Raw genomic sequence first — 26461 nt, 5'->3', positions numbered from 1 at the left:
CATGCAACCGGAGCTTGCATCCGGATAGGGAGAGCGGATCAAGCCATCAAAAAGCGGTGCGCACGCTGCGCGCACCGCTTATCGATCACCACTTATCGACCACCACTTACCAGACACTTTCCGAGGCTGCCGCCACCCGCGGCACTACTGCGAACGGAAAGCTCATCAGGACTCGCAAGCCACGACCGCCGTGGTTGCCGATCTCCCACTCCCCGCCCGCACGCCGCACCAGCCGCTCGACGATCGCGAGCCCGAGCCCGCTATGGCCATTGCCGCCGCGCGCCGGATCGAGCCGGACGAACGGCCGGCTGGCGCTGATCAGATCCTGCGCGGCGATGCCATTGCCGTTATCGCTCACCGACAGCGTGAAGCCTTGCGACGTGCGCGCCGTGGCGACGATGATCGGCGGTGCGCCGTATGCATGCGCGTTGTCGAGCAGGTTCGACAGAATCCGGTCGAGCGTGGCGGCGGGCAGCATGAACGCCGGCCCCGCGTTCAGCTCGGTTAGCACCGGGGACGCACCGGCGGCCACGGCGCGATAGCTGCGCACGACCCGCTCGCATTGCGCATCCACCTCGACAGCTTCGCTGCGGTCGGCGCCGTCGTGCGCGAACACCAGAAACTGCTCGACGATGTGCGTCATGGAATCGACGTCGCGCACCACGCCGTCGCGCATCTTCGCGTCGTCCGTCATTTCGGCGCGCAGCCGCAGCCGTGCGAGCGGCGTTTTCAGATCGTGCGCGACGCCGGCCAGCATCACGGCGCGGTCGTTTTCGGTGCGCGCTACTTCCTGAACCATCTGATTGAAACCGTGCGTGAGCTGCCGCAATTCGCGCGGACCGCGCTCCGGCACTGGCGGCACCGGCTGGCCGCGGCCGAAGCGCGCCACCGCCTGGGCGAGCGAGCGCAACGGCTGCTGCAAAGCCCATGCGGCGAACAGCGCCGCCATTACCGCGAACGAGAAGATGGTGAAGAGCCATAGCACCGTGCGGTCGAGCGAGCGCGGCATGCGCAACGGCTGCACCGGCACGACGATCCAGCTGCGGTCGGCGACGGCGCGCACCCATAGCTCGGGCGGATGGCCCGGCACGCCGATGCGCACCTGCGTGCCTGCCGGCACCCGATCGCGCACGTCCTCGATGAAACGCTCGAGCGGCGGCGGCAATTTCGCGTTTTCGGGCGGCACGTCCGGGCTTGCGGGATCGACCAGCTTGACGCGCGACGGCAAGGGCTGATCCGGCGAACGGGCGACGTGCTGGCGCACCGCGTCGACGAGGAAGGTGGCTTCCTCGACCGCGTAGCGGGTTTGCAGCTGGCTGCGTTCGAGCCGCATCAGCGCGTACCACGCGAAATGCGAAAGCAGCAGCACGGCGACGACTAGCAGCGCCAGCCGTCCGAACAGCGAATCAATGGGCCGGCGCATGTTGCTCGCCGTCCGGCACGAACACGTAACCACGGCCGCGCACGGTCTGGATGAAACGCGGCGTGGACGGATCGGTTTCGAGAATGCGGCGCAGGCGCCACACCTGCACGTCGATGCCGCGATCGGTGCCGTCGTATTCGGGACCGTGCAGCAGTTCGAGCAGACGTTCACGCGTGAGCGTGCGCATCGGGTGATTGACGAAGATCTTCAGCAACGCGAACTCGCTGCCCGACAACGTGAGCGGCTTGTCTTCCAGATGCAGCGTGCGCGCCTGGAAGTCCAGCGTGAAGCGGCCGAAGCTGAACGGCTCACGCTGCTCAGGCGCCGCCGCCGACGGCAGCGTGCGGCGCCGCCGCAATACCGCCTGCACGCGCGCCAGCAACTCGCGCGGATTGAACGGCTTGCCGAGGTAGTCGTCCGCGCCGAGCTCCAGCCCGACGATCCGGTCGACGTCGTCCGCACGCGCCGTGAGCATGATCACCGGGATGTCGTCGCCCGACGCGCGTAGCCTGCGCAGCGCCGTGAGCCCGTCGACACCCGGCATCATCAGGTCGAGCACGATGAGATCCGGGCGCTCGCGTTCGAGCCTGCGCTCGAGCGAGCCCGCGTCATGCAGCACCGAGACCTCGATGCCCTGGCGGGCGAGATAGTCGCGCAGCAGATCGCGCAATTCGACGTCGTCGTCGACAACAAGGATTTGAGTAGCCATGGAATGAAGTTTAACGCGCGGCAGAAAGGGATTTCGTTTCCGGACTGCCCTCAAGGGTTACCGGGTGTTACGGTGAAAGGCGCACGTAATGCTCGGTAATAGCCGCGTCGAAGCGCGTAACACAGCAACGGACAAGGTTCTCTACGCTGTGTCTTACCGAATGCAGGCAGTCACGTGACCGGTTGCATCGTCGGCTATTCCATTACAAGGAGCCTTATATGTCCACCAAAAAGATGTCGCGCGTTCTCGCCGTTGCCGCCACCGCCCTCGCCATCGGCGCGGGTGCCGCCTATGCCGCCCAGCCCGCCATGCATGGCGGCCCCGGCGGCTGGCATGGCCACTTCATGAAGGAACTGACGCAACTGCATGATCAGCTGAAGCTGAATGCGGATCAGGAAAAGCAGTGGCAAGCCGCGCTCGACACGATGAAGCAGGGCCACGAAGCCATGCGCGCCAATCACGAGCAGATCAAAAATCAGTTCAAGGCTGCGCAGCAACAGCCGATCCTCGATCTGAACGCGATGGCCGCGGCACACCAGCAGGTCGAGCAGAAAGACGCGCAACTGCGCCAGCAAACCACCGACGCATGGCTCAAGTTCTATAACGGCCTGAACGACCAGCAGAAGACGACCGTCAGCACCGCGCTGAAGCAGCGCTTTGCCAAAATGGAGTCGCGTCACGAGAAGATGCGGGAGCGCTGGGAACATCACGGTGGCGCCGCATCGGCGCCGGCCGCCAGCTAGTAAGCGGCACTGCGTCCGGGGCGGGTCGGTGCGACCGCCTTCGCCCTGGCTAAGGCAAAAACGCCACGGCATGCGAATATGCCGCGGCATCGCGGCATATTCGCCGGCTCTGCGTTCCCGCATCGCGACGATCAGGACCGCCAAGTCTTCCCAATCGTCCCAATCTCAGCCGTTCAGCTGACCGAGATCAAACAGCAGCACTTCAGCTTTGTCACCTTTGTCGAGCGTCACGGTGTCGGTATCGCTGAGCTTAGCTGCGTCGCCCGCCTTGAGCGATTCGCCGTTCACCGTCAGCGCACCGCGCGCCACATGCACGTACGCAAGCCGCCCTTTCGGCAACGCAAACGTGGCCGCTTCCGCGCCGTCGATCAGCGCCGCGTAGATCGATGCGTCCGCATGAATCGTCACCGAGCCGTCCCGGCCGTCGGGCGAAGCGATCACTCGCAGACGGCCACGCTTGTCGGCGGTGTCGAAATGCTTTTCCTCGTAGCCGGGTTGATCGCCCGCGCGACGCGGAATCACCCAGATCTGCAACAGGTGCGCCGGCTCGTCCTGCGATGCGTTGAACTCGCTGTGCTGCACGCCGGTGCCCGCGCTCATCCGCTGCACGTCGCCGGGCCGGATGGTCGAACCGTTGCCCATGCTGTCGCGATGGGCGAGCGCGCCGTCGAGCACATACGTGACGATCTCCATGTCGCGGTGGCCATGCGTGCCGAAGCCCTCGCCGCCGGCGACGCGGTCTTCGTTGATGACGCGCAGCGGGCCGAAATGCACGTGCCGCGGGTCGCGGTAATCGGCAAACGAGAAGCTGTGATACGAGTCGAGCCAGCCATGGTTGGCGTGGCCGCGTTCTTCCGAGCGGCGAATCTCGATCATGAGGTACTCCCGGTGAATAGTAGCGATGACGAGAATGTAGGGGCGGCGCGAGCGCTACACAATCGGCACCGGCGCACCGGATCGTTCCATCCATGCGCGCAATCGCGCGTTGCCGCGGGCAAAGGCGCAGGCAGTCGGCGGCCGGGCGACCGATGCAAGGCCCGCGGTCATGCTGGGGCCGTCCCGATCGTCCCGACGTGAGCGCGAAGCCGGCGTGTGCCGAAGCGAACGTGCGACCACCTCGATCAAAGTCTGCGCCGCCACGAAAACCCCGCGACGTCGCGCAAGCACAACGTCCGAGGCCGCCAGTGTGTGTACGCACGCGTCCCAGACTGGCGCCCCGTCGCTGTTCGGGTAAAATACCGCGCTTTTCAAAGACGCGTGGCTGCCGAGGGCGCGCCGGCGGGCCGTCCAGGCAGGCCGCGATGCGAAACGCCACGAACGCCACGAACGCCGCGGGCCTCGGGTCCGCGCCGGGCTGCCTCGATGCGTCGAAATAGCCGCCAGCCGGACTCCGGCAGCATCCCATGCGGCGCGACTATTTTGACCGCCTAGAATAGCGGCGGCCGGCCCCGCGCCGGCGGTCGTCGAGTCGGGCCACACGACGATCAGTTTGATTCAGGAGAAACATGAAGAAGTTCGCACTGTGCGTGGCGCTTGCAGTCATCGCCACCAGCGCGCTGGCGAAAGAGTGGAAAACCGTACGCATCGGGGTGGACGCCAGCTACCCGCCGTTCGAATCGAAGGCGCCGAGCGGCGCCATCGTCGGCTTCGACGCCGATCTGACGCGCGCACTGTGCGCGAAGATGAACGTGAAGTGCATGTGGGTGGAACAGGATCTCGACGGCATCATCCCGGCGTTGAAGGGCAAGAAGTTCGACGCGATCGTGTCGTCGCTGACCGTCACGGACAAGCGCCGCGAGCAGATCGACTTCTCCGACAAGCTGTTCGACGCCCCGGCCCGCATGATCGCGAAGGCAGGTTCGCCGCTGCTGCCCACCGCTGAATCGCTGAAGGGCAAACGCGTCGGCGTCGAGCAGGGCTCGACCCAGGAGAGTTATGCAAAGGTCTGGTGGGAGCCCAGGGGCGTGACCGTGGTGTCCTACCAGAATCAGGATCAGGTGTACGCGGACCTCGCGTCGGGGCGCCTCGACGCCGCGCTGCAGGACGCAGTGCAAGCCGACGCCGGCTTCCTGAAGACGCCGCGCGGCAAAGGCTTCGGCTGGGCTGGCCCGGAAGTGAAAGACCCGCAGACGATCGGTGAAGGCACGGCGATCGGCCTGCGCAAGAGCGACGCCGATCTGAAGGCGATGTTCAATCAGGCATTGGCGCAGGTTCATCAGGACGGAACGTTCAGGAAGCTCGCGAAGCAGTACTTCGACTTCGATATCTATCCCGGACGCTAAGCCGCGAGCCGCCTCGCGGTTCGCGTTGCGCAACACGCAGCATCCGCGAAACTCGGGGCTCGCCCGCATGGGCTTTCCACGAGCTTCGTAATAGAGTCGACGGTTAGTTTCAACGCAGTTCGAGACGAGAGTCCCAAAAGCGCGCTGCAAGGCCGGCAACGTCCATGCAGTCATGATTTGCACAGCGGAGCGCTGTGCGCCGCAGTTTAACGCGAGCCCCAAGCTCGCCACCCACGCGGCGCAGGGCGGGCCGCGTCTTTCGCGGTGCGTCGCAAACGCATCGTCAAGGACCCCATATGTTCCTTCAAGGCTACGGCCCGCTGCTTCTCAACGGCACCTGGCAAACCGTCAAACTGGCGGTGTTGTCGCTGGTGTTGGCTTTCGTGCTGGGCCTGCTCGGCGCGGCGGCGAAACTGTCGAAGAACCGCCTCTCCTACGGCGTCGGCACGGTGTACACCACGCTCGTGCGCGGCGTGCCCGATCTGGTGCTGATGCTGCTGCTCTTCTACAGCATCCAGATCTGGCTGAACAACCTGACCGACGTGCTCGGCTGGGAGCAGATCGACATCGATCCATTCGTGGCCGGGGTCGCCGTGCTTGGCTTCATTTACGGCGCATACTTCACCGAGACCTTTCGCGGCGCGTTTCTCGCGGTGCCGCGCGGCCAGCTCGAAGCGGGCGCGGCCTACGGCATGACGGGGTGGCAGGTATTCTCGCGCGTGATGTTCCCGCAGATGATGCGCTTCGCGCTGCCCGGCATCGGCAATAACTGGCAGGTGATGGTCAAGGCCACCGCGCTGGTGTCGATCATCGGCCTCGCGGATGTCGTGAAGGCCTCGCAGGATGCCGGCAAGGGGACGCTGCGGTTCTTCTTCTTCACCCTACTGGCAGGGGCGATCTATCTCGTCATCACCACAGTGTCCAACTTCGTGCTGATGTACCTCGAAAAGCGTTACTCGACTGGCGTGCGAAAGGCGGATCTATGATCGCGATCATTCAGGAATACTGGCGTAACTATCTGTTCAGCGACGGCTACCGCTTCACCGGTCTCGCGATCACGCTGTGGCTGCTGGTGGTGTCGATCGGGCTCGGCTTCTGCCTGTCGATTCCGCTCGCGGTCGCCCGCGTCTCGAAGAAGAAGTGGCTCGCGAGACTCGTGTGGCTGTACACGTATATCTTTCGCGGCACGCCGCTCTACGTGCAACTGCTGCTGTGCTACACGGGTCTCTACAGTCTCGAGATCATCCGCAACAACGAGTTGACCAATGCGTTCTTCCGCGACGGCATGCATTGCACGCTGCTCGCTTTCACGCTGAACACCTGTGCGTACACCACCGAAATTTTCGCCGGCGCGATCAAGGCGACGCCGTATGGCGAGATCGAAGCGGCGCGAGCGTACGGCATGTCGTCGTTCACGCTCTACCGGCGCGTGATCCTGCCGTCGGCGCTGCGCCGCGCACTGCCCTACTACAGCAACGAAGTGATCCTGATGCTGCACGCCACCACCGTGGCCTTCACGGCGACCGTCCCGGACATCCTCAAGATCGCCCGCGACGTGAATTCCGCCACGTATCAGTCGTTCAACGCGTTCGGTATCGCCGCGCTGCTCTATCTATGCATTTCTTTCGCGCTCGTGTGGCTGTTTCGCCGCGCCGAGCGCCGCTGGCTCGCTTACCTGCGGCCGCAAGGCAAGTAACCCGGGCTTAGCGCCCCTGGCAAGCAAGCTCGTCAAGGATCCTGATGAACACCAAGAAGCAGAAGCTCTTCGTCGATGAGCTTCACAAACAGTATGGCGACAACGAAGTCCTCAAAGGCGTATCGCTGAAGGCCAACGCCGGCGACGTGATCAGCGTGATCGGCTCGTCGGGCTCGGGCAAGAGCACGATGCTCCGCTGCATCAACTTCCTCGAGCAACCGAACGCCGGGCGCATCTTCGTCGATGGCGAGGAAGTCCGCACGCAGACCGGCAAGAACGGCGCGTTGCGCGTGTCGGACCCGAAGCAGTTGCAGCGCGTGCGCACCAGGCTGTCGATGGTGTTCCAGCATTTCAACCTGTGGTCGCACATGAACGTGCTCGAGAACATCATCGAGGCGCCGGTCAACGTGCTCGGACTCAAGCGCAAGGAAGCCGAAGAGCGTGCGCGCGAATATCTGGAGAAGGTCGGCCTCGCACCGCGCCTCGAGAAACAGTATCCGTCGCATCTGTCGGGCGGCCAGCAGCAGCGTGTTGCGATCGCGCGTGCGTTGGCGATGCATCCCGACGTGATGCTGTTCGACGAGCCGACCTCCGCGCTCGACCCCGAACTGGTCGGCGAAGTGCTCAAGGTCATGCAGACGCTCGCCGAAGAAGGCCGCACGATGATCGTCGTGACCCATGAAATGGCGTTCGCGCGCAACGTGTCGAATCACGTGATGTTTTTGCATCAAGGCCGCGTCGAAGAAGAAGGCCATCCCGACGAGGTATTCAAGAACACCCGAAGCGAACGCCTCAAGCAGTTCCTTTCCGGCAGCCTCAAATAAAAACGGTTTGAAGCCCGCTATTTGGGCTGTAGTTGAAGTAGTATTACAAGGCGCTTACGAGCGCCTTTTTTCTTTTCGTTCACCTGCGCATTCTCGCTGTTTCGACCAGTCAGGCCGCGAAACCCGCGCCACGCCTGCCTCCTCTTCCGCCTGCTCGCCTTACCCCGCCACTTTCAAAGCGTCAATAGTGGCAATCCTTAGATTTGCCTTCGCGCAACCGTGAATCCCTTGCCAGACAAGGCTGTGAGCGTTTTCCCGGGGTATAGCAATGGTTAAAGGCACACATTCTTATTGCAATTTGGAGACACCACCTCATGCAGGTACTAATTTCTTCTCCCTTTGAAGGGCATTTTTGATAAATTGGTAATGAAAGTAGCAAAACAAAGTTGATTTGAAGTAGTTTTACTTCAAAGCACGCACAGGAGAACCGGTCGGCGAGGGATCGGCATGACGAGAGATAGTCCGAAGGCTACGCGTCACGGCAGGAGAACCAATCCGCCCGCTACTCTCCCTGGTACCGATTTCTGTTCGGCGCGGCTCGTGCCCGAACACCACTCGCAGTACTGGGTTTCACTTTTGACAGGGTATGGAGGAGAAGATGAAGAAAGCTTTGCTCGCCGCTGCGCTGATGTCGGCCGGCGTTGTTGCACACGCTCAAAGCAGCGTCACACTGTACGGCCGCCTCGATGCGGGCATCGAATACATGTCGGGCGTGCCGACCGGCGCCAACGTCAACGGTGCGGCTAACGGTAACACGACCCGTTGGAAGGCAGAAAGCGGCGACTGGGGTACCAGCCTGTGGGGCATGAAGGGCGTTGAGGACATCGGTGGCGGCAACAAGGTCCTGTTCCAGTTGGAAGGCTCGTTCAACACGATGACGGGCGCAGGTCCTGGCGGCGGCGGTCTCTTCAATCGCTGGGCAACGGTCGGCGTGTCGAACGACCAGTACGGTACGTTCACGATGGGCCGCATGCTCTTCATCTCGAACGGCGTGTGGGACTTCGACCCGTTCGGTCAATCGAACTGGTCGTCGGCATCGCTGGTGCGTGGCCGCAACTGGCCGCAATCGAGCAACAACTTCGCGTACCAGTCGCCGAAGATCGCAGGCTTTGACTTCTACGGCCAATACGCGCTGTCGAATGCAACGAGCTGGAACGGCAACGGCACGACCCCGCAAGGTCGCGAAGCTGGCGCGCAGGTCACCTACACGAGCTCGCTGTTCCAGGTCCGCGGTATCTACGACGAAATCCGCAACCCGGCTAACGGTGCCTTGTACGGTCCGCAAGTCGGCACCATCAACACGGCCAATGCAGCTGGCGGCGTATTCTCGGCATCGCGTGAATACTCGGCGCTCGTGAACGTGTTCCTCGGCCAGTTCAAGGTTCAGGCCGCTTACCAGGCAATCCGTTCGGCAGGTGCGACGGGCGTCATCCATGGCCAGCCGACCACGCTCGATCACGAATGGGGCGGTGTGACGTGGCAAGCAACGCCGGCTGCAGCGCTGATTGCAGCGGTCTACCACGTGAACGGCAACAACGGCGCGGGCAATGCGACGATCTATACGGTCGGCGGTTCCTACAACCTGTCCAAGCGCACGCTGCTGGACATCCAGGTTGCAGGGGTGTCGAACAGCCGCGCGGCTAACTTCGGTCTGAATGCGAACAACCCGGGCTTCGCTGCATCCACGGACAACCCGCTGCAAGGCAAGGGACAAACCGGCGTGTACGCAGGTATCCAACACTCGTTCTAAACAAACGGTGCCCCGAGGGGACTTCCTTCGGGGCGTCCCCCAAGGGACGTACTCACGAGTTCTTCGAGAGAATCTTTTTCACGCTGCTGCGAGAGGCGCGTATCGGTGCAATGCCCGCAAGGGTATTGCACCGTTTTTTATTCTGACGGCAGCTCGAACGCTGCCCCACGCACCGGGCCGGTGCGTGCATGCACGGATCGGGGAAGACAATCGTGATGACGGCCCGCGCTTGATGCTGCGAAGCCGGACGCGTCAAACCGCTGCTTCGTTTTCTTCGCCGGTACGAATACGGATCACACGCTCGACATCCGCGACGAAAATCTTCCCGTCACCGATCTTGCCGGTGCGCGCCGCGCCGATGATTGCGTCGATCACCTGGTCGCATTGGTTGTCTGCGACCACCACTTCGATCTTCACCTTCGGCAGAAAGTCGACCACATACTCTGCACCACGATAGAGCTCAGTGTGACCTTTCTGCCGGCCGAAACCCTTGACCTCGGTGACGGTCAGCCCGGTGAGGCCGACTTCAGCGAGCGCCTCGCGCACTTCGTCGAGTTTGAACGGTTTGATGACTGCGGTGATGCGCTTCATGGTGGACCTCGTCTCGTGATTGGAAGAGTAAAAGGAAGGTGGATGATTTTTATTCTACGCCGCGCCGGACGCATTGCGGCATTCCGGCGCGCGCTTCGCATTTGCTTCGCGCTTGTTTCGGGTCATTCGCGCGTGGCTGTGCCGCGGTTCACTCCACCGGCTCGGTGTAGCGCGACGTGATCGGATAGCGCCAGTCGCGGCCGAACGCGCGATGCGTGACGCGAATGCCGATCGGCGCCTGGCGGCGCTTGTACTCGTTGATCTTGATGAGGCGCGTGACGCGTTTCACGTCGTCGACCGCATAGCCCGCGGCGATGATTTCGGCGAGCGAGCGGTCCTCCTCCATGTACATGCGCATGATCGCGTCGAGCACGTCGTATTCGGGCAAGCTGTCCTGATCGGTCTGGTTCTCGCGCAGTTCCGCCGATGGCGCGCGTGTCAGGATCCGCTCGGGAATCACGTCGCGCTTGCTGAACGTGGTGGCCTCGTTGCGGTAGCGGCACAGCCGGTAGACGAGCGTCTTGGCGATGTCCTTGATGACCGCGAAGCCGCCCGCCATGTCGCCGTACAACGTGCAGTAGCCGACCGCCATCTCGCTCTTGTTGCCGGTGGTCAACACGAGCGAGCCGAACTTGTTCGACAGCGCCATCAGCAAGGTGCCGCGAATACGCGCCTGGATGTTCTCTTCGGTGGCGTCTTCGGCACGGCCCGCGAACTCCTGCGCGAGCGAGCCGCGAAATGCGTCGAACATCGGCGCGATCGCGATTTCGTCGTAGCGCACGCCGACGCGGCGCGCCATCTCGGCGGCATCGGTGGTCGAGATGTCGGCGGTGTAGCGCGACGGCATCATCACCGCGCGCACCCGGTCCGCGCCGAGCGCGTCGCACGCAACCGCCAGCACCAGCGCCGAGTCCACCCCGCCGGACAGGCCGATCAGCGCGCCCGGGAAACCGTTCTTGTTGATGTAGTCGCGCACGCCCATCACGAGCGCCGCGTACACCTGCGCCTCGAGCGACTGCTCCGGCGCGATGGCCGCGGGCAGCGGCGTGCCGCCGTCGAATTCGACGATCGCGGTGGCTTCCTCGAACTGCGCCAATTTCGCGATCAACTGGCCTTGCGCGTCGAGCACGAACGAGCCGCCGTCGAACACCAGCTCGTCCTGGCCGCCCACCATGTTCACATAGACCATCGGCAGACCCGTCTCGCGAATCCGCGCACGCAGGATGTCGAAGCGCACCGCTTCCTTGTTCAGGTGGTACGGCGAGCCGTTCGGGATCAGCAACACTTGCGCGCCCGCCGCCTTCGCCATTTGCGCGGCCGACGCATGCCACGCGTCTTCGCAGATCACCACGCCGTACTTCACACCATCCAGTTCGAACACGAACGGCTGCGGATCGGACGCGAAGTAGCGCTTCTCGTCGAACACTTCGGTGTTGGGCAGATCCTGCTTGCGATAAGTGCCGACCACTGCACCGTCGACGATGAGCGACGCCGCGTTGAACGTATCGACGGGCGGCACACCGCGCTCGATCGGCGCGTTTGCATTACCATGGCCGTTCGCCACGATGTCCGCCACATCGCGCAGCGGATGGCCGACGATCACATGCAAGCCGGTGAACGGTTCGAGTTGCGCGGCGAGATCGGCCAACGCCGCCGCGCTCGCGTTGTAGAACGCGGGGCGCAGCAGCAGGTCTTCGGGCGGATAGCCGGACAATGCGAGTTCAGGCGCGATCAGCAGCTTCGCACCATCGTCGTGCGCGGCGCGTGCGGCAGCGACAATCTTCGCGACGTTGCCGGCAAAATCGCCGACGGTGACATTGATTTGAGCAAGAGCGATTCGGGTCTTCATGGCAGGATCGACAGGCAAGCCAGGTGGCTTGCGAGTACCGCGGCTGGTTGGTTCGACGGAACGGACAAATCGGATAAACAAACGACGCAGCGCTTATGGCACCGCGCCGTTCATTGGGAACAGTCACACAGATTGAATCAGGAACGCTTTGATTATCGCACGGGCATTCTGGCATCGCCGTCCGAGGTCGACGCCGCCGAATGGAATGCCCTCCTCGCGCAGCAGGCGCAAGCCACGCCGTTTCTGCGGCACGAGTTCCTGAGCGCGCTGCACGCGACCCGCTGCGCGGTCGTCGATACCGGCTGGGCGCCGCAATTCGTCACGCTGGCCGACCCGCGCACGGGCAAGCTCGCGGCGGCCGCACCGGTATATCTGAAGGGGCACTCGTACGGCGAGTACGAAGTGTTATGTCGTGCAGAATTCCCGACTGACTGACCGACCAGCGGTAAACCCTTATTTTATAAGCCTTTTCAATTTCCTATGCTACTTCTAGCGGGTAAGGCACAGCAGTGCACCTTATCTGCCACGCGCGAACCTTCATCTCACGCACGCCACACCCCAAACTGGTGGAGGAAAGCGCCGTGGAAGCCGTCGAACAAACCACACATGCCTGGTCCAAACGCACAGTCATGCTGTCGTGCATCCGAACTCAAGGCGACGTCGAGACTCCAGTAGTCAAAACTTTAGATTTGTTGAGTACCGGTTATCGACGAGGCGGACTCCTTGAGGAGATACTCGCGAGTTCGGAGTGCCCGATTTCAGAAGTCCGGGCTTGTCACTTTATCCGATTGCTGAATAGAGCTGCGCACAACCCGGACGCCAAAGACATATTCAACACGGCTATCGCCAAGTTATTCCCGCGCGACCTTTCAAGGCTGATTTCTCATCTAGACAATGTCATCGACGGCTATGGTGGGGTAAGTCGATCAATCCCGATTGGAAATTTCAAGCACTTCCTTGTGCAGTGTCGGACGCCACTCGCGGACGGAGAGCTTATAAAGAATATTAAGCTCGCGAGCAGACACAAAGAAGTTCGCAGAACCAAAGCTCCCCAGCATAATCTCTATGTCCCCGACATTTTCGACGGAAATTTTCTTGCAAAAGAATTGAGTTCGATTAATTTCGAAGACCTTGCTGATCGGGACGAGAAAGCGAAGGCGATTCTTGAGAAGTCAGTTACCGAAACACGAGCTGTATGTGAACAGATAATTACGCGGCACGACAAACTAGTAAAACATCTCGAACGACTTAGCAATACAGAATTGCCCGAATCGATTCCCAAGCGCATCAGAAGTGCCGTAGCGCGCGGAAGTCTACCGCATTTGAGGCATTGGGCACAGATTTCTCCGGAAGATTTACTACATCTCCACACATACGTCATTGATAAGGCGAAAGCCCATCAAGGAAATCGAATTCAAGTAGTTTTCCGTGAAAAGCTCAACGAGTTTTGGTCGTTGCCGAACTGCCCTCCGTGCGAGACCTTTTCGATGCTGCTCTCGAGGCATTATTTACCGAGAACAGTGATAACCGCTTGCTTCGTCCTTCTCCTAGATAATATCGGCTGGAATTGGCCTACCTTGAGGTCCGTTAATCTTGAGAACATTGTCGAAGATGACTCCGGTTATACGATTCAAGGGGTGAAACACAAAACCGGTCAGATCCAAAAGGCGGAGCTAACAGATTTACCCCAAGCCGATGACATAGATTTGGCAGAAGCAGACGATGAGGAGGAGGACGAACTGGAGGCGGGATTCTCCACGCTGCCACCAAAGAAAGTAACCGACCCTCTCTGTACGCATGCCATTGAGCTTTTAATGCAGCACAGACGAAACATCGACAAATACTTCAAACCCAGATCCAAATCAATTTTTGTGTCGATGTCATTTACCACGCGCAATTCCCCAACTTTCCTCTTTGAGGTTGGCAGGCTACCTTTATATTTAAAAACGTTTTGCCGATTGACAGGGCTTGAAGAGTTCACGTTTTCAGATTTGAGACATCGCGCTGCGCACACCCGATATTTAGCGACTGGCAGAGACATTATCCAGACGCAACTGTTCTTAGGGCATGCCGCCGCTGACGTTACTACCGTCTACTTAAACAGCACAATCATACGCCTACTCGGCGAAGCCAACCTGCTGAAGTACGTGACGCTGCTCTCCGATTGCGTTTTCTATGCAACTGGTCGCAAAGATAAGCTCGATGCCAGACAGCTAGCACGAGTGAAGAAAAACAATCTCCTCCTCTTTCCACCGAGCACGCTCGAAGACAAGGGAGTCGACTGTATCGCAGACCGATGGGTAGATTCCTTCGGCAAGATGCCTTTCCTAATCGGCAAGCCGGAGGTGGCACATATCGCATTGCAGTACCGACTTTACACCCGAAACTTGCCCGCCCTAGTACAGGCAGGACACGAGAGGTTTGTCGCGAGACACCTACCTCGCATTGTCTTCTGCTGCGCCCTTTACCAGGTTGTTGCCATCGGCCCTCTCTCTCAAGAACTTAAGCGCTTCGAGGCCGGATATGCGAAATCAAGCTAGACCAATCGCGGCAACTTCAACGACAAAGTTATCGGACGAAGAAAAAAGCTGGCGATTCCTCAGCGACTTCGATGACCAAATCATACTGATTGACGTGTCTGAGAGCATCAAGTTTCGAGGCTCCAACGTCCGCGAATTTGATACGCGCGCATTCCTAGTGAACGCAACCGGCGGCGTAGGCATTCACACGGGTATCCACAGTCTAGAGGATTTTCCTCATTTGCTTCCACCCATGCTGAGCGCAGCCAACTCCGCACTCAAAGATAATGAAGGCGGAGCCGCACAAGCTTTCACCGATACCATAAAGTACACAACTCTTATCTACTGCTGGATGTTCCGGCGTGGCTTCACTCGGCTGGCTGAACTTGGCCGCGAAGACATTCAACAGTTGTCTGCGGAAGTCTCCGAACAAGGGTGGTGGGACTTGATGCAGTATCAACAGGCGCTCCTTCAGGAAGCGACATACATCCTGCAAGATTCAGAACGTCTTTTCGTCATCGCTACACAACGTGACGGAACATGGAATTTCTCGCCTGAGTCCCTATCCTTTAGGATAGGGCTACCAATTCACGCCAACAATATTCCACGTTGGTTTCGCACGGCCACGGTCACAAAGCAAATACCCTCTTTTGAAACTTTCGACAAGCCTACCCGCGCCGGCCTTACAAGAAGAGAGCATCGGATGACGCTGACTACTATCAACAGACTAGCGTTGTTAGATGAGCGGTTCGACGGTATTCGATTTAATCCATTTTCTAAAATGGGAGGGGAACTAGCCGCTGGTGACCAGCGCCGCGCCCGCAGATTGAAGAAGCTTCTTACGGTTTCCTTCGACGACCACACAGCAGCTACCAGAGACAACGTTCAGAGCACTTCTGGACAGGACATCGCTACCCCTAGGCATCAGGGCGACGCTCCAACTGCATCGTTGGATGCTTTGGCACAGGAAATCGATACATGGGCGAGGGAAAGTGCGCAACAGGCGGTGCAGGCACCTAGTCACCATGCGACTCCCAACATGCCCCTCCAAATTGCCGTTGCAGGCTTCAAGGAAGCGTTGCGCTGGCAATATGATTACAAGGATGCAATCTTGGAGGTGCTCCGACTCTTAAGAGATTCGCTCGAGTCAAAAATAACTGAGCAGCGGGTTGTTGCCCGACCTTTTACTGTGGAGGTCGTCGAAAAAGCCAACAGCATTCTCGCTTCGGCTGGCGTTCCTCTTCGGGTTAACAGGGCAAGCACATACGGCGACGACCCTGACGGCGGCAACACTGCTTCTGCACTCGTCAATACCATACTGTTCGCTCTTTACTTCATCATTGCAACGAACCTTGGTAGAAGGCCTGGAGAAATCCTCGGGAGAGCGAAAAATAAAAGATCCTACGGACTCTATCGCGGATGCTGCGTTAGAGTCTCAGACACGATTCCGTTTCATCGTATCGAGACGTACATTCAAAAATCTATTAAGGCATACGCTACCTCTTGGTGCAACCAGCTAGTTGCTGACGCGGTAAATTTTCTCGAAGAGATTTTCCAGATTGCTCGACCGCTGTTCACATCTCCAGAGCCTGTAAAAATCGATGTGGAAATCGCTCGAACCGAAAAGCTATTTCGGTTCCCACTCTTCACGGAGATAGGGTTCAATTCGGAGCGTCCCATTTTTGACGCTCGCCAAGCGTCGACGCGTTTCTTTCGGCTTGCCGGCATTGACCCCACGATTTTCATGGGTAGACAGATGCCATTCAGGCGCACATTCATGACGCTCTATGTGCACAGGTTCGACTCTCCTGAACTGCTGGCGTTGCAGCAATACATGAAGGACTTCTCCATAGAAAGTCTGCTCGCTTACTATCGGGACAAGTCTAATCGCCTTCCAGAGGATAGTATCAAGGCGCGATATGCAGCGTATGAGACTGAGTCACTCAACATCGCCAGCATGCTGAAAGAGGAACGGAAGTTTTATCTAATCGAAATCCTCACCGACCTGCTCGCTGGGCAACGCCGCTTCGGAGGAGGGTTCGCTCGAGTGGTAAACGCGCTACTGAAGAAGTTGTCCCTACCGGAGAACTTCAAGGACGCTCCCCTCTCCGAGAAGGCTGAGTCGATCGCAGACGAGCTCGAGCAGCGCGGCTATCGATTAGTCGAAGGGAACACCATCTGCATGGCCGGAGACGCCGGCAAAACCAGGGAGCAATCGAACTGTTTTGACGGCGAGCGTCCGAGAATCGAACTGGCTTGCCCAAGCATGTGTAGTGGGTGCGTTCACTCCATCTCGACTGAAGTCGGGCTCTCGATTTACGAAGAGGAAATGGAATCCGCCCTCAAAACTGCTAACGACAAGCGTCTACCGGCTGCACTGCGCAAGGAGGCGCAAGCGCTTATCGAAACACTCAAGGAGGTGATTGAGTCGGAGAAGGCCATGGCCGAAGGCACTCGTGTCCGATTCCAACGTTTCGCCGACAGTTGGACTACGATTAGAGAGGAGCTCGTAAAATGACCGAGCGCAGGGACACGAAGTCACCGCTTGCATTGCAGGCCCGTGAAACCATCGAAGCGAAGCTCGTCATCTTGAGATTGTGGATTGACGCCGGCATTCCGTGGGTTAGAAACGATGAAGGGCGTTGCATCTGCGATGAAAACGACGAATTGCAACTAGACTACTTTCCCAAAGACATGCAGGGTCTTTCGCAATGGATGCACGAATCTCAATGTCGCTACACCCTTCAAAAGCACCCTACCATCCTTAACTTTCGCTCTTTTAGTCGTGGCACGTTAGACGCTCCACACAACAGCACGTTGAAAGAAGAGATACGCTCGTTGTTTGCTGCGATTGAAAGAACCGCTTCGGGTCAGCTTGACAAGACCCGGTCTAGGCAAGCAATTGCAGACGCGCGATCAGACGGCGAGCAGAAGCAGAATTTCATCAATGTGTTGGAACGGGAAATTCTTAAATACCGTGAAGAAGCGCGGATTGCCAACGAGGATCGCAAAGCAGCGCAAGCATTACAAGCTCGACAAAAAGAAGACTATGAGGACAAGATCCAAAAGTTGAACAATCTACTCAGGGAGGTTCGCAATCGGCGACCCAATGTGGTCCCGCTCGACAAACGAACAAGCTCGGACACCCCATCTCTCGGAGATGGAGAGAAAAAATGAGCGCCAACGCATCATCCCTCGAGAAGAAACTTGAAAACGCGGCCCGCTTAAGGACATGGAAGTCTCAGACGAACCTTAGTCAGGTTCCTGTCAACCAGTTCGGAAAAGCGGCACGTAAGACTATCTGTGAGATGCTCAAAATACCGACGTCCACGGTCGGAACAAATGACGAACTCTTCACTTTGTTCAAGACCCTTGACGATGAGCTCGACGAGTGGCGCAAACAACCGAACAGAAAGGGCGTCCCGAAGACCTCTCTGACGGCGGAGCTGCAAGACGAATGCCGAGCCCTCAGAAGTGCTTTCGCGGAACAAGGTACAGCCATGAAGCTCCTGCAGTACCTCGAAGACAACGGCATCTCACTCCGTACAGTGCCCATATCGAGACCTTAAACTGCGATGACCAAAGCTCCAAGCCTGCGTCGTTTGAGGGGGACTGTCGCACGGGTCCTGTCATACGGCCTCGGAGGCGGTGCGATTTTCGTCCTGACAGTCCCCCCGGCAAAGCGTGTCCGCGTCGTTGCAAAGTTCAACGTTATGCTTCGGGCGCCAGTGGTCGGTGAGACTTGGGAAATAGTCGGCACGTTCGAAAGCCACCCCCTCTATGGAGCCCAGCTGAAGGCCAAGACTGGAGTCTGTCGGGAGCCAAGCGGCGTAGAACTGCTAATGCTACTGGGGAAGCACCCCTCATTTGCCAAAATCGGAATGCGTGGCGCCAAGAAGCTTTGGAGGAAATTTGACGCCAAGCTTAGCGAGATTTTTGACCATGAAGACGTCCAAAAGCTGCACTCCGCTGGCATCAGCGCATCCGCATCAATCGCTGGTATTGCCGCGTGGCACAGCTATCTCGATGACATCAGAATAACTCGTGCACTTGAACCAGTCGCCCTTTCAGGACATGAGCGCTCAACGCTGCCCGACGTCATCGAAGTGTTCCGTGGATTGAGATTGGCAACTCCGTATGATTTCCATCCGGCGATTCATTGGTCAACCATCGACAACTCCGTCCAGAGTTCAACTTCGCCCCACGAGCCGGGTCGACTGGTCTCTGCAACGGACTCTGTCTTTACCCAAGGCAGCCACGCGATACTGCGCGCGGTACCCCTCAAGGACTACGAGCACCGGCTGGCAACCAAGCTCCAAGACACTGTACTCGTCCAGACCGCAATGGACTCGGCTATCACCTCGGGAAGAATTGTGTGTCTAACACACCGACGCCAGCGCTATGTCGCTTCGGATGCGCTTACAAAGGTCACTCACGCTTTTTTGGCGCGCCTGTTTGCCGCCCGGGGCTCGGCGCAGGTGTGCGATGACGCGCTCACCACCGTCGACACTCCCCGCCGGACGGCCGCTTCAGTTTGTTTGATTGACTATGGAGGGCGGACCGTTGCCGCTGCACGCGGTCGGCTCCATGAAGTGTTTGCAGATGCAATTCACATCGCTTTCTCGGGCACAGCCCCCCTCCCCGCCGTTCATTTGCGCTTACAAGAGATTCTTGCAGGGCCAGCACAAGTCAACAAGACCAGCCACACGGTGGTGGTTCATGACGCTCATGCCCTCGACATCCTAGCCCTCAACAAGCTTATCCATAGGCTTCCAGTCGACACCTGCCTGATACTTGCCGGAGCGGCAGATATGGTTAGCCGGCGCAGTCGACCGGCGCCGTATCACACGCTATGGTATTCAGGACAATTCCAACGAATGACTTTGGGTCCAACTGCGTCCAGCGGCGGTGGCCAATCTCGGCGTCCATCTAGCCATAGAGAGGGATTGGAAATACGGAAGGTTCAGCTCACTGGGACGAAGGAAACACTGAACGAAGCCCTAGCTCTCTATCGCGAGAATGCGTGTGACGGAGCCACAGTCGTTATTGCGACCAACGCGGCTATTTGTCATTCGCTGAATGCCACACTGGCGTCGGAAAAAGCCGACGAACTTCAGTTCGATAAGCTTCCGATGAATTCGACGACCCTTGGTCGCGGCGGAAGGGCATATGCAAAATGCCCTGTCACTTGGAAGCGAGCAAACATCGCAAAATGCCGCTGGCCAGGCGAGAGCATGAGTTTGCATGACGTGGAGCGAACGCCCTACGTTCGTGTGACCAACTCAATCCCTGAATTCGTGGTGGCCCAAGTCACGAGAGCGAACGGGGACGTCGTTCCTCTAACAGCTTCAGATGCGTTTGATCTCACTCTGGCGTATGCGCTCGAACTCCCGGCAGCTGCGCTCGGAACTTGGCAAACAGTTATAGTCGTTTGCATCGAGGGCACTGACTGCAATGCAGAGGTGATTCGCGCTGCATCCGGCCTGGCGTCGCATACGGTGGTGCTCGTTGGTGATGTCGATGCTAGTTTGAAGCGCAAAGGAAGAGACGCGTCGCACTACGTCGACCCTCTTCTACAACACCTTCTGGAGAAGGTTCCGGAGACGTCAACATGAAAGCTTCGATTCACAAAGCTCAGCGGGTTTACGTCTTCTGGGTTGAGGATGGAAACAGCCGTCGATTCCCGGTTTTTCGGGGCAGCACCTATGCCCTCCTCGAATTGCCCACCGACTATTGCGGGATGGTTATCCGCAAGGGAGAATCGGAGCACGTATCGGAAGCTGCTATGCGAACGCGTAGGGACAATGCTGTCATTGCAGCACACGAGTTGCATATATACCTGTCAGAAAAGCAGCTTCCAATTGCTGAGATGAACGACAACCATCTTCTAGAATTTCGAGATTGGTGCTGGAAGCGGGCGATGAAGCGCCCTCAATATCGGGGAAACCAGTCGGTCGCAAAAGAAACCACGAACATTCGATTGAAGGAGGTCTACGAGCTCCTTGCGTGGGCGCAAGGGCAAGGCCGTATCCCGTCGGGGACAATAGGACCCGTCCGCTGTGGCATCACATCGACGTTGCCGGTGGTGGGACTCTCCGGTCTGGATTCCGACGAAAAGGAACTGAAGAAGTACCCGAGAATTTACACGCGAACGGGCCGAGCGAGTCGCCTTGGAAGAGTCCAGTATCGAGCGACTGATGACGACATTGCCGCACTGGAAGACTATCTTGAAGATGCCGGAAGCGCTGCCGACCAACGCCTAATCACGCTTATCGTTCGTATCATCTCGGACACGGCGTGGCGAGTCGGCAGTGTAGCAAGTCTTCAAATTCATCAGTTCGCGAGGAAGGAACTGGCTAAGGCCGAAGCGAGGCATGCCACGGCATTCGATGTAGCTCCGCCTGACCAGAAATACGGCTTTAGCAAATCCTTCTCGTTGTCGTGGGCAATTACCTATGACATCGCAAACTACATCGAAATCGACCGAGAGACAATAATTAAGAACACCGGGGTAAATCGGAAACTTCTGGAAGGACGCATTTTCTTGAATCCAACATCTGGGCTTCCGTTTAACTACCACTCACTATCGGACCGAATTGCAAAGCGGTTTAGGAACGTCGGCGCTGGGAAGGGCGCAGGAGCGCATGGCGTGCGAAGGAAGACGGGCACACGTATCGCCCGGGAGGAAATAGAATTCAGGAGGAAGCACGGGCTCTCGATGCAACGAGAAGATGTTGTGGATGCTATCGCGCAACGTCTCGGTCAGAACTCCAAGACAGCCTACCAGTTTTATGTCGAGGCGAATGCGATGATGTCCGGGTACACGGTCGAGTCTGAGCAGCGGGACCAGCTTGAGGCCTGCCGGAATGAAATTGCAGCGCTCCGGGCTAAGTTGTCCGAGCTTCAGCGCCAAAAACCGTCGAAAAAGCGCTGAGGAACCCCTCGGCAGCATCCCTTCCTATGCAGCCGCGGCTCCAGTTCGACACTGAGAGATCTGCCTTCAGGTTTTCATTTTGAATGGCGTATGAGCCTCTAGCTCACCAATGTGCTCGTCCATCGCCGCGGTCTCCTGGTCCAGAAACTCGCTGATGGCGTGCGCAAACCTATGGTCGGCAATCCAGTGAGCAGACCACGTTGGCGTGGGCATCAGGCCACGTGACATCTTGTGTACTCCCTGCGCCCCGCCTTCGAAGCTCTTCAGCCCGTTGGCGATGCCGTACTCGATGCCCTGCATGTAGCAGGTCTCAAAATGAAGGCCTGACACGAACTCTTTGGTGCCCCAGTAGCGGCCATACATCGTGTCACCTTGGACAACATTCAGAGCCACCGCCACCCGCCTCCCATCTGCCTCAGCAATAACAAGCATCAGTGCATCAGGCATCGTCCGATGAACCAGTCCGAAGAACTTGCGAGTTAGGTACGGCGGGTTCCAGTGCTCGCGATAGGTGTTCTCGTAACACTCGTAGAAGAAGTCGAGGTCGTCCGCGCCAATCTCCTGCCCTCGCAGCCACCGGAAAGTGACGCCAGCGTCGTGAACCCTCCGCCTGTCTTGCTTGACCTTCTTCCGCTTGTCGTGCGACATCTTTGAGAGAAACTCATCGAATGTCTGGTACCCAAAATTCTCCCAGTGAAACTGGACGCCCTCTCGCAGCATGAACCCGGCGTCGGTTAGCGCCTCGAGGTCATCTTCGTGTGAAAACAGAACGTGGATTGACGACACATCGAGCTGCTTCGCAAACTCGATTGCGCCCTGGGCAAGCAAGACCCTGTCGGCGTGCGTCGGCGCCAGCAGTCGCGGGCCCGTCACGGGAGTGAATGGCACTGCAGACAGCAGCTTGGGGTAATACTGAATACCGTGTCGCGCGAATGCATCTGCCCAAGCGTGGTCAAAAACGTATTCGCCGCGACTATGTGATTTCAGGTACAACGGCATCGCACCAGCGAGTTCGCCTCCCCGTCGCATCAGCAGATAGGTCGGCTGCCACCCCGTCGACTTCGATGCGCATTTCGTGGTGTGCATCGCAGACAGATATTCGTGCGCCACGAAGGGATTGCCTGCAGCGAGCGCGTTCCACTCTTCTGCGGGCACATCTGAAAGCGAATCGACAACCAGAATCTCGACCTTCCTGCTCACTCGACCTCCTAACGACTATCTGCACGCCGCGCGACACGTAAAGCAGCATTGTCACCCATATGCCAAAAGTCTTCAGGCGGATGAGGTCTGACCGGGGCCGCGGCATTTGGGGTCGCCGTTGCAAAGGACTGACGGATGGCAGCCCGGTAACAGCGGGTCGGAATGTCCGCTTATCCGCGAGTCAGCTTTTAACAAGTGTGCACTGGGGTTGCAGGATGTCACAACCGTCCACTCGATATGCTGCAACCCCATTTTTCCCACGCTGCTGACGAGCGCATCCGCAGTATGGTCGCGCGAGGTTGCGACACCATCAGGCGGCACGCGTTTTGTAACCCCGCTAGATGTTCATCACACATCTGCTGGCGCGGCGATGGCAATCGACACAAAAGAAAGGCGTCTCGCCAGCATCCCCAGGAGCAAGATACTGCTCAAATGCGCTAAGCGCTTCCGACGACTCCGAACGGGACGCCGTAGGTCTCGAGCAAGAAGTTTTCCGTGACGCTCAAGAGAGAAAGCTGGTCAGGGGTCGCTTTGGAGCGAGATAGCCCGGGTTGCACGATAAAAACACGGAGATTCAAGGCTGCCATTCGGCTCCTGTTCCTGATAGCCGCGAGCGTATCGCGGTCACCAACTTGGTATCTCGAGAGTTCTACGCCCTTTCTGACCTTTGGGTCACGGCGAAGCAAATGGATAAAAAGCTCGGTGCGGCGGAGTTGGTTCTGGAGCCAGCTAATGCTTTTCTGAGCTTGCCCACAGACCTCATACAAGTCACCAATGCGACCTCCTGAAGAACTTTCTTGCGAATACTTGCAGTGGTAAAAATCAACGTCGATTGTTGTCCGTGCATCATCTTCCGTCACTTTGATGGTAACGACGTCGGCCGACTCTCCGGAACCGTCATCGTCATAGATGATGTCATAGCCTCCGGCCTTCTTGAGGTCTTCGATGACCTTGAACTGAATGGAATCCGGCTCGCGTGTAGCCCCTTGTGCCTCCTTTTTTATGTCGACGTCAGACCAATCCCACGCGACAATCCGCTCACGGTCGTACGGCGCGTAGATGTCTGGCAACGCTACAAGCATGTTGCCTTCAAGATAGGACCCGTCTGCGAACGTGATGAGCGGCGGGTTCTCGAAGAAGTATTCGGACAGCGTCCATGCCTTCTGGCGCTTGGTTATCATGCCATCGAGCCCGGACACCGGTACGAATCGATAGGTCGAAACAGCGTCGTCATCAAGCGGCAACAACTCGAGCCGGAGCACCAATTCCGACGAATCGTCATATACTCGAAACATAATATCGCCAGTCTCCGTCGGACTTACTAGCTCGATTCCGAGGTACCAAAATTCGGTCGCTGCACCGTTTCCCAGTTGGACCGAAAATACGCTTTCGTGCTCTTGATAGACGCAGTCTGGCCACTCGACAGCGATGGGCATCACCTCCGGCCGCACTTTAACCAGCTTCGGGATTAGGGTTCCTTTGAGCACACCTTCAGGGTCGATGGTCTCGTCAACAACCTTTGCGCCGACATTTTTGCACCATTTCGCGAAGGTCTCGAGCCGCAATCGTTGGAAGGACCAAACTCGACCACGTTTCGTTGCTCCGATAGTCGCCGTGGCGCCCGCCTCGAAACCTACTCCAGACACTACCGCCCGCCGGGCAGTTTTCTTGGATGATTCAGACAGGCGTGCCGCAACATCTGCGCCCATACGGGCTATATACCGAATCTGCCGTCCAAATTGTTCGTTCATCCCTAGATTGGTAAGCAGCAAGCGCTTGACGCCGTGAAAGCAACGATATAGTTCCGGGTCTTGAATGAGTTGCACGTCCTCGCCACATAGCGCCTTGGCCATCGACCGGTATTCGCCGCTTTTGGACGACCCATGAATGTACAGAAGCTCCTTTTGTTTGTCCCAAATCGCAACGAGTAACTCCCACTCCCAATCCTGCACCGCTTCAATATCAGTCCAAGGCACCGGCTTGGTCGTCCCCACCACAACCACGAGCATGTTCTCTTTCCGGTTGACCGTGTCTCGGACTTTGTCAGATGCTGTGAGACCAGGGATACCCTTTCGGAAATTCTTCGGTGTCCAGACACTACAGCGGGTCCGATAAATCACCATGCTTGTAGCCGGCCTGATTTCCTGAAGTGGGATTTCGCCGGCAAATGGTTCGAAACCCGAGAGAAAGGCCCGCGCATCGATTTCGTTGTCTATCGCTGCGTCACTCAAGTCGGGGAGCAATTCGTTCCAGTCAGGGTCTTGGCTGTATAGCTTTTCAAGCTCTTCGCGTACGCCTGGATTCGCGACGTTTGCTATGAACGTTGCGTTCCCCAAATCTTCGCGGGCGCGAGTAAACCGGCCGGCAAGTTGCAGCGTGACCGGAAGACTCTTCCGCGTGTCGTGAAACGCCGCTATCTTCAACTCCGGCATGTCGAAGCCCTCTCCGAGCATGTCGACACAGACAACCAGCCTTGATTGACCGGACATCAACTTTTCCAGAGCATCCCGCCGTTCAGTTGGCTTGAGTTTGCTGTGAAGCAAAATCGGGTTGTAACGGCCGATGGACTCGTAAATTTCGAAGACCTGCTTCGCGCGCGGAATGTCCAGTGCGCGCGCCATGGCAACATGAAGCCCGGTTGTGTCGTTATCCAGCTCTTTTATAGTTGCCTTGGCGATAGCCTTATCGGCTTTGCTCTCGTTAAACTCAAAAATCGACCGAAAGTTGATAGGTCGAAAGTAACCGTCAAGTTGGGCTTGCCTGAGTGGATAGCGATAGATGATGGTCCCGTCAATGGGCTTGTCATCGTCACGGAACGGTGTCGCGGTGAACTGTAGAACGCGGCGTTTAGTGAACTGTGCCTTGAAGCGCTTCCACGTGGGAGCTTCCGCATGGTGCGCTTCGTCAATGAACAGGTGCGTACACAATTCGGCGATACGGGTCTGAAACTCGGGTGTAAAACTGCCCGCGATGTGACTAGTCGTAACGACTACATTGCATGTCTCAAAAAATGTCGATAGCGCTTCAAGGCTAGCAATGTTGTGCTCGAGTATGCCGACGACCGGATAGTGAGCCGCTTTGGAAAGAATTGCACTGCCCGGCGCTTTCAGCAGGCCCAGCGTCATGAACTTGTCCGCGATTTGGGTACGCAACGCATCTGTCGGGACAACGACAATCACCCGTTCACAGCAGGCGGACGTCAAGACACCGAGCATAGTCTCGGTCTTTCCTGTGCCGGTAGGTAGGACCACCGATGCGACATCGGTACTCACCGACCAGTGAGCGTGGATTGCATGAAGAGCGCCAGCCTGCGGTGGACGCAAGCCGATGGCACCCGTCGAGCGGTCCTCCTGCGCGAATGCAAATGCGCCACGCCAAGAATCGGCCGCAGCTCTCGCGTTCGAGTCGGTCGTCGTCCGGCTCGCCGCAGGTAAAGAGGGATGCTGCAGCCAGGTCCCTGCTGTCGCATCCAGTCCGTCATGCTCAATCGCGACTGCCGAGTACCTGAGCACTGCCGCTTCATCTTGCGCCGGCAAATGCCGAGGCGTGCCTTTGAGGATTCGAACGGGCAACGGAAGCGAACTGGACGAAATCTCAAATCCATCGGCGCCGTCTGTGACAAACCGAACTGCCTCCGCTTCCATCGCTTGTCTAGGCCAAGCGAGTTGGCGAATCCAGTTTCTCTCGACTCTTTCTTGAAGCGCAAACACCCCCGGAAGCCGCACCTTCATTTTCTTATGCCTTTCGGATAATTATAGCGAACGGACAAACCCGAGAATCAACACTCGTTCACATTGTTCACGGTACAGAGTGCAAGGCGACTCTCACCAGCGAATGCGGGCGGACACTGATTTTCGACGCTTCATTATATTTGTCTTTCTTGACACGCCTCGAATTGCAGACAGGTTTGTGCAGAAAATGGCGCTGAGGCTGTCCCATGA

The 26461-nt window shown here is 58.1% G+C and carries 19 protein-coding genes and 1 pseudogene; 13 read left to right on the top strand and 7 right to left on the bottom strand.

The window, feature by feature from the left end:
• Positions 1-106: 106 nt before the first annotated feature.
• Both BN2475_RS13135 and BN2475_RS13130 read right to left on the bottom strand, forming a co-directional pair.
• On the bottom strand, positions 107-1423 hold the full coding sequence (locus tag BN2475_RS13135; protein WP_094779952.1) for an ATP-binding protein: 1317 nt from the start codon (positions 1421-1423) through the stop codon (positions 107-109).
• Complete coding sequence (locus BN2475_RS13130) at positions 1407-2132, bottom strand: response regulator (protein ID WP_094779951.1); 726 nt, start codon at positions 2130-2132, stop codon at positions 1407-1409. The genes BN2475_RS13135 and BN2475_RS13130 overlap by 17 nt, the downstream gene beginning before the upstream one ends.
• Positions 2133-2350: 218 nt before the next feature.
• Between BN2475_RS13130 and BN2475_RS13125 the strand changes: the two genes are divergently transcribed.
• A complete protein-coding gene (locus BN2475_RS13125) occupies positions 2351-2875 on the top strand; it encodes a Spy/CpxP family protein refolding chaperone (RefSeq protein WP_094779950.1) in 525 nt (174 codons plus the stop codon).
• Positions 2876-3040: 165 nt separating this feature from the next.
• Here BN2475_RS13125 and BN2475_RS13120 read toward each other — a convergent pair whose 3' ends face one another.
• Positions 3041-3751: a pirin family protein gene (locus BN2475_RS13120; protein WP_094779949.1), complete on the bottom strand. Its 711-nt coding sequence runs from the start codon at positions 3749-3751 to the stop codon at positions 3041-3043.
• A 629-nt stretch (positions 3752-4380) separates the two neighbouring features.
• On the opposite strand from BN2475_RS13120, the gene BN2475_RS13110 reads away from it, so the two are divergent.
• The 5 genes from BN2475_RS13110 to BN2475_RS13090 all read left to right on the top strand — a co-directional run bounded on the left by BN2475_RS13110 (position 4381) and on the right by BN2475_RS13090 (position 9427).
• Positions 4381-5157: an ABC transporter substrate-binding protein gene (locus BN2475_RS13110; RefSeq protein ID WP_094779947.1), complete on the top strand. Its 777-nt coding sequence runs from the start codon at positions 4381-4383 to the stop codon at positions 5155-5157.
• A 296-nt stretch (positions 5158-5453) separates the two neighbouring features.
• On the top strand, positions 5454-6143 hold the full coding sequence (locus tag BN2475_RS13105; protein WP_094779946.1) for an ABC transporter permease: 690 nt from the start codon (positions 5454-5456) through the stop codon (positions 6141-6143).
• Positions 6140-6853, top strand: coding sequence for an ABC transporter permease (locus BN2475_RS13100; protein WP_094779945.1), 714 nt, complete (start codon positions 6140-6142; stop codon positions 6851-6853). Before BN2475_RS13105 ends, BN2475_RS13100 begins: the two co-directional genes overlap by 4 nt.
• Positions 6854-6897: 44 nt before the next feature.
• Positions 6898-7677 carry an ABC transporter ATP-binding protein gene (locus tag BN2475_RS13095; RefSeq protein WP_094779944.1) on the top strand — a complete coding sequence of 260 codons (780 nt, stop codon included), beginning with the start codon at positions 6898-6900 and terminating at the stop codon, positions 7675-7677.
• Between the two features lie 598 nt (positions 7678-8275).
• Positions 8276-9427, top strand: a complete 1152-nt coding sequence (locus BN2475_RS13090; protein WP_094780111.1) for a porin — start codon at positions 8276-8278, stop codon at positions 9425-9427.
• 252 nt (positions 9428-9679) lie between these two features.
• On the opposite strand, the gene glnK is transcribed toward BN2475_RS13090, so the two are convergent.
• Both glnK and BN2475_RS13080 read right to left on the bottom strand, forming a co-directional pair.
• Positions 9680-10018 carry a P-II family nitrogen regulator gene (gene glnK / locus BN2475_RS13085; protein ID WP_006048444.1) on the bottom strand — a complete coding sequence of 113 codons (339 nt, stop codon included), beginning with the start codon at positions 10016-10018 and terminating at the stop codon, positions 9680-9682.
• A gap of 148 nt (positions 10019-10166) precedes the next feature.
• The gene (locus BN2475_RS13080; RefSeq protein WP_094779943.1) at positions 10167-11867 is read right to left on the bottom strand and encodes an NAD+ synthase; all 1701 of its coding nucleotides are present in this window, start codon (positions 11865-11867) and stop codon (positions 10167-10169) included.
• A gap of 132 nt (positions 11868-11999) precedes the next feature.
• On the opposite strand from BN2475_RS13080, the pseudogene BN2475_RS13075 reads away from it, so the two are divergent.
• The 7 genes and pseudogenes from BN2475_RS13075 to BN2475_RS13045 form a co-directional block, all read left to right on the top strand.
• Positions 12000-12266 (top strand): annotated as a pseudogene (locus BN2475_RS13075) (peptidogalycan biosysnthesis protein); the annotation flags it as partial.
• A gap of 182 nt (positions 12267-12448) precedes the next feature.
• Positions 12449-14407, top strand: coding sequence for a site-specific integrase (locus BN2475_RS13070; RefSeq protein ID WP_143325781.1), 1959 nt, complete (start codon positions 12449-12451; stop codon positions 14405-14407).
• A complete protein-coding gene (locus BN2475_RS13065) occupies positions 14391-16904 on the top strand; it encodes a hypothetical protein (RefSeq protein ID WP_094779940.1) in 2514 nt (837 codons plus the stop codon). The genes BN2475_RS13070 and BN2475_RS13065 overlap by 17 nt, the downstream gene beginning before the upstream one ends.
• Entirely contained in the window at positions 16901-17563 is a 663-nt protein-coding gene (locus tag BN2475_RS13060) for a hypothetical protein (RefSeq protein WP_094779939.1), read from the top strand. The genes BN2475_RS13065 and BN2475_RS13060 overlap by 4 nt, the downstream gene beginning before the upstream one ends.
• Entirely contained in the window at positions 17560-17955 is a 396-nt protein-coding gene (locus tag BN2475_RS13055) for a hypothetical protein (protein ID WP_094779938.1), read from the top strand. Before BN2475_RS13060 ends, BN2475_RS13055 begins: the two co-directional genes overlap by 4 nt.
• A 312-nt stretch (positions 17956-18267) precedes the next feature.
• Positions 18268-20001: a hypothetical protein gene (locus tag BN2475_RS13050; protein ID WP_159444552.1), complete on the top strand. Its 1734-nt coding sequence runs from the start codon at positions 18268-18270 to the stop codon at positions 19999-20001.
• Positions 19998-21320 (top strand): hypothetical protein, encoded by a 1323-nt coding sequence (locus BN2475_RS13045; RefSeq protein WP_094779936.1) that lies wholly within the window; start codon positions 19998-20000, stop codon positions 21318-21320. Before BN2475_RS13050 ends, BN2475_RS13045 begins: the two co-directional genes overlap by 4 nt.
• Positions 21321-21386: 66 nt before the next feature.
• Here BN2475_RS13045 and BN2475_RS13040 read toward each other — a convergent pair whose 3' ends face one another.
• Positions 21387-22520, bottom strand: a complete 1134-nt coding sequence (locus BN2475_RS13040) for a GNAT family N-acetyltransferase (RefSeq protein ID WP_094779935.1) — start codon at positions 22518-22520, stop codon at positions 21387-21389.
• A gap of 437 nt (positions 22521-22957) precedes the next feature.
• Positions 22958-26251 carry a DEAD/DEAH box helicase gene (locus tag BN2475_RS13035; protein ID WP_094779934.1) on the bottom strand — a complete coding sequence of 1098 codons (3294 nt, stop codon included), beginning with the start codon at positions 26249-26251 and terminating at the stop codon, positions 22958-22960.
• Positions 26252-26461 lie beyond the last annotated feature (210 nt).

This window comes from Paraburkholderia ribeironis, from assembly GCF_900019265.1.
Classification (GTDB): Bacteria; Pseudomonadota; Gammaproteobacteria; order Burkholderiales; family Burkholderiaceae; genus Paraburkholderia; species Paraburkholderia ribeironis.
This window is presented reverse-complemented; position numbering and strand designations above follow the sequence as displayed.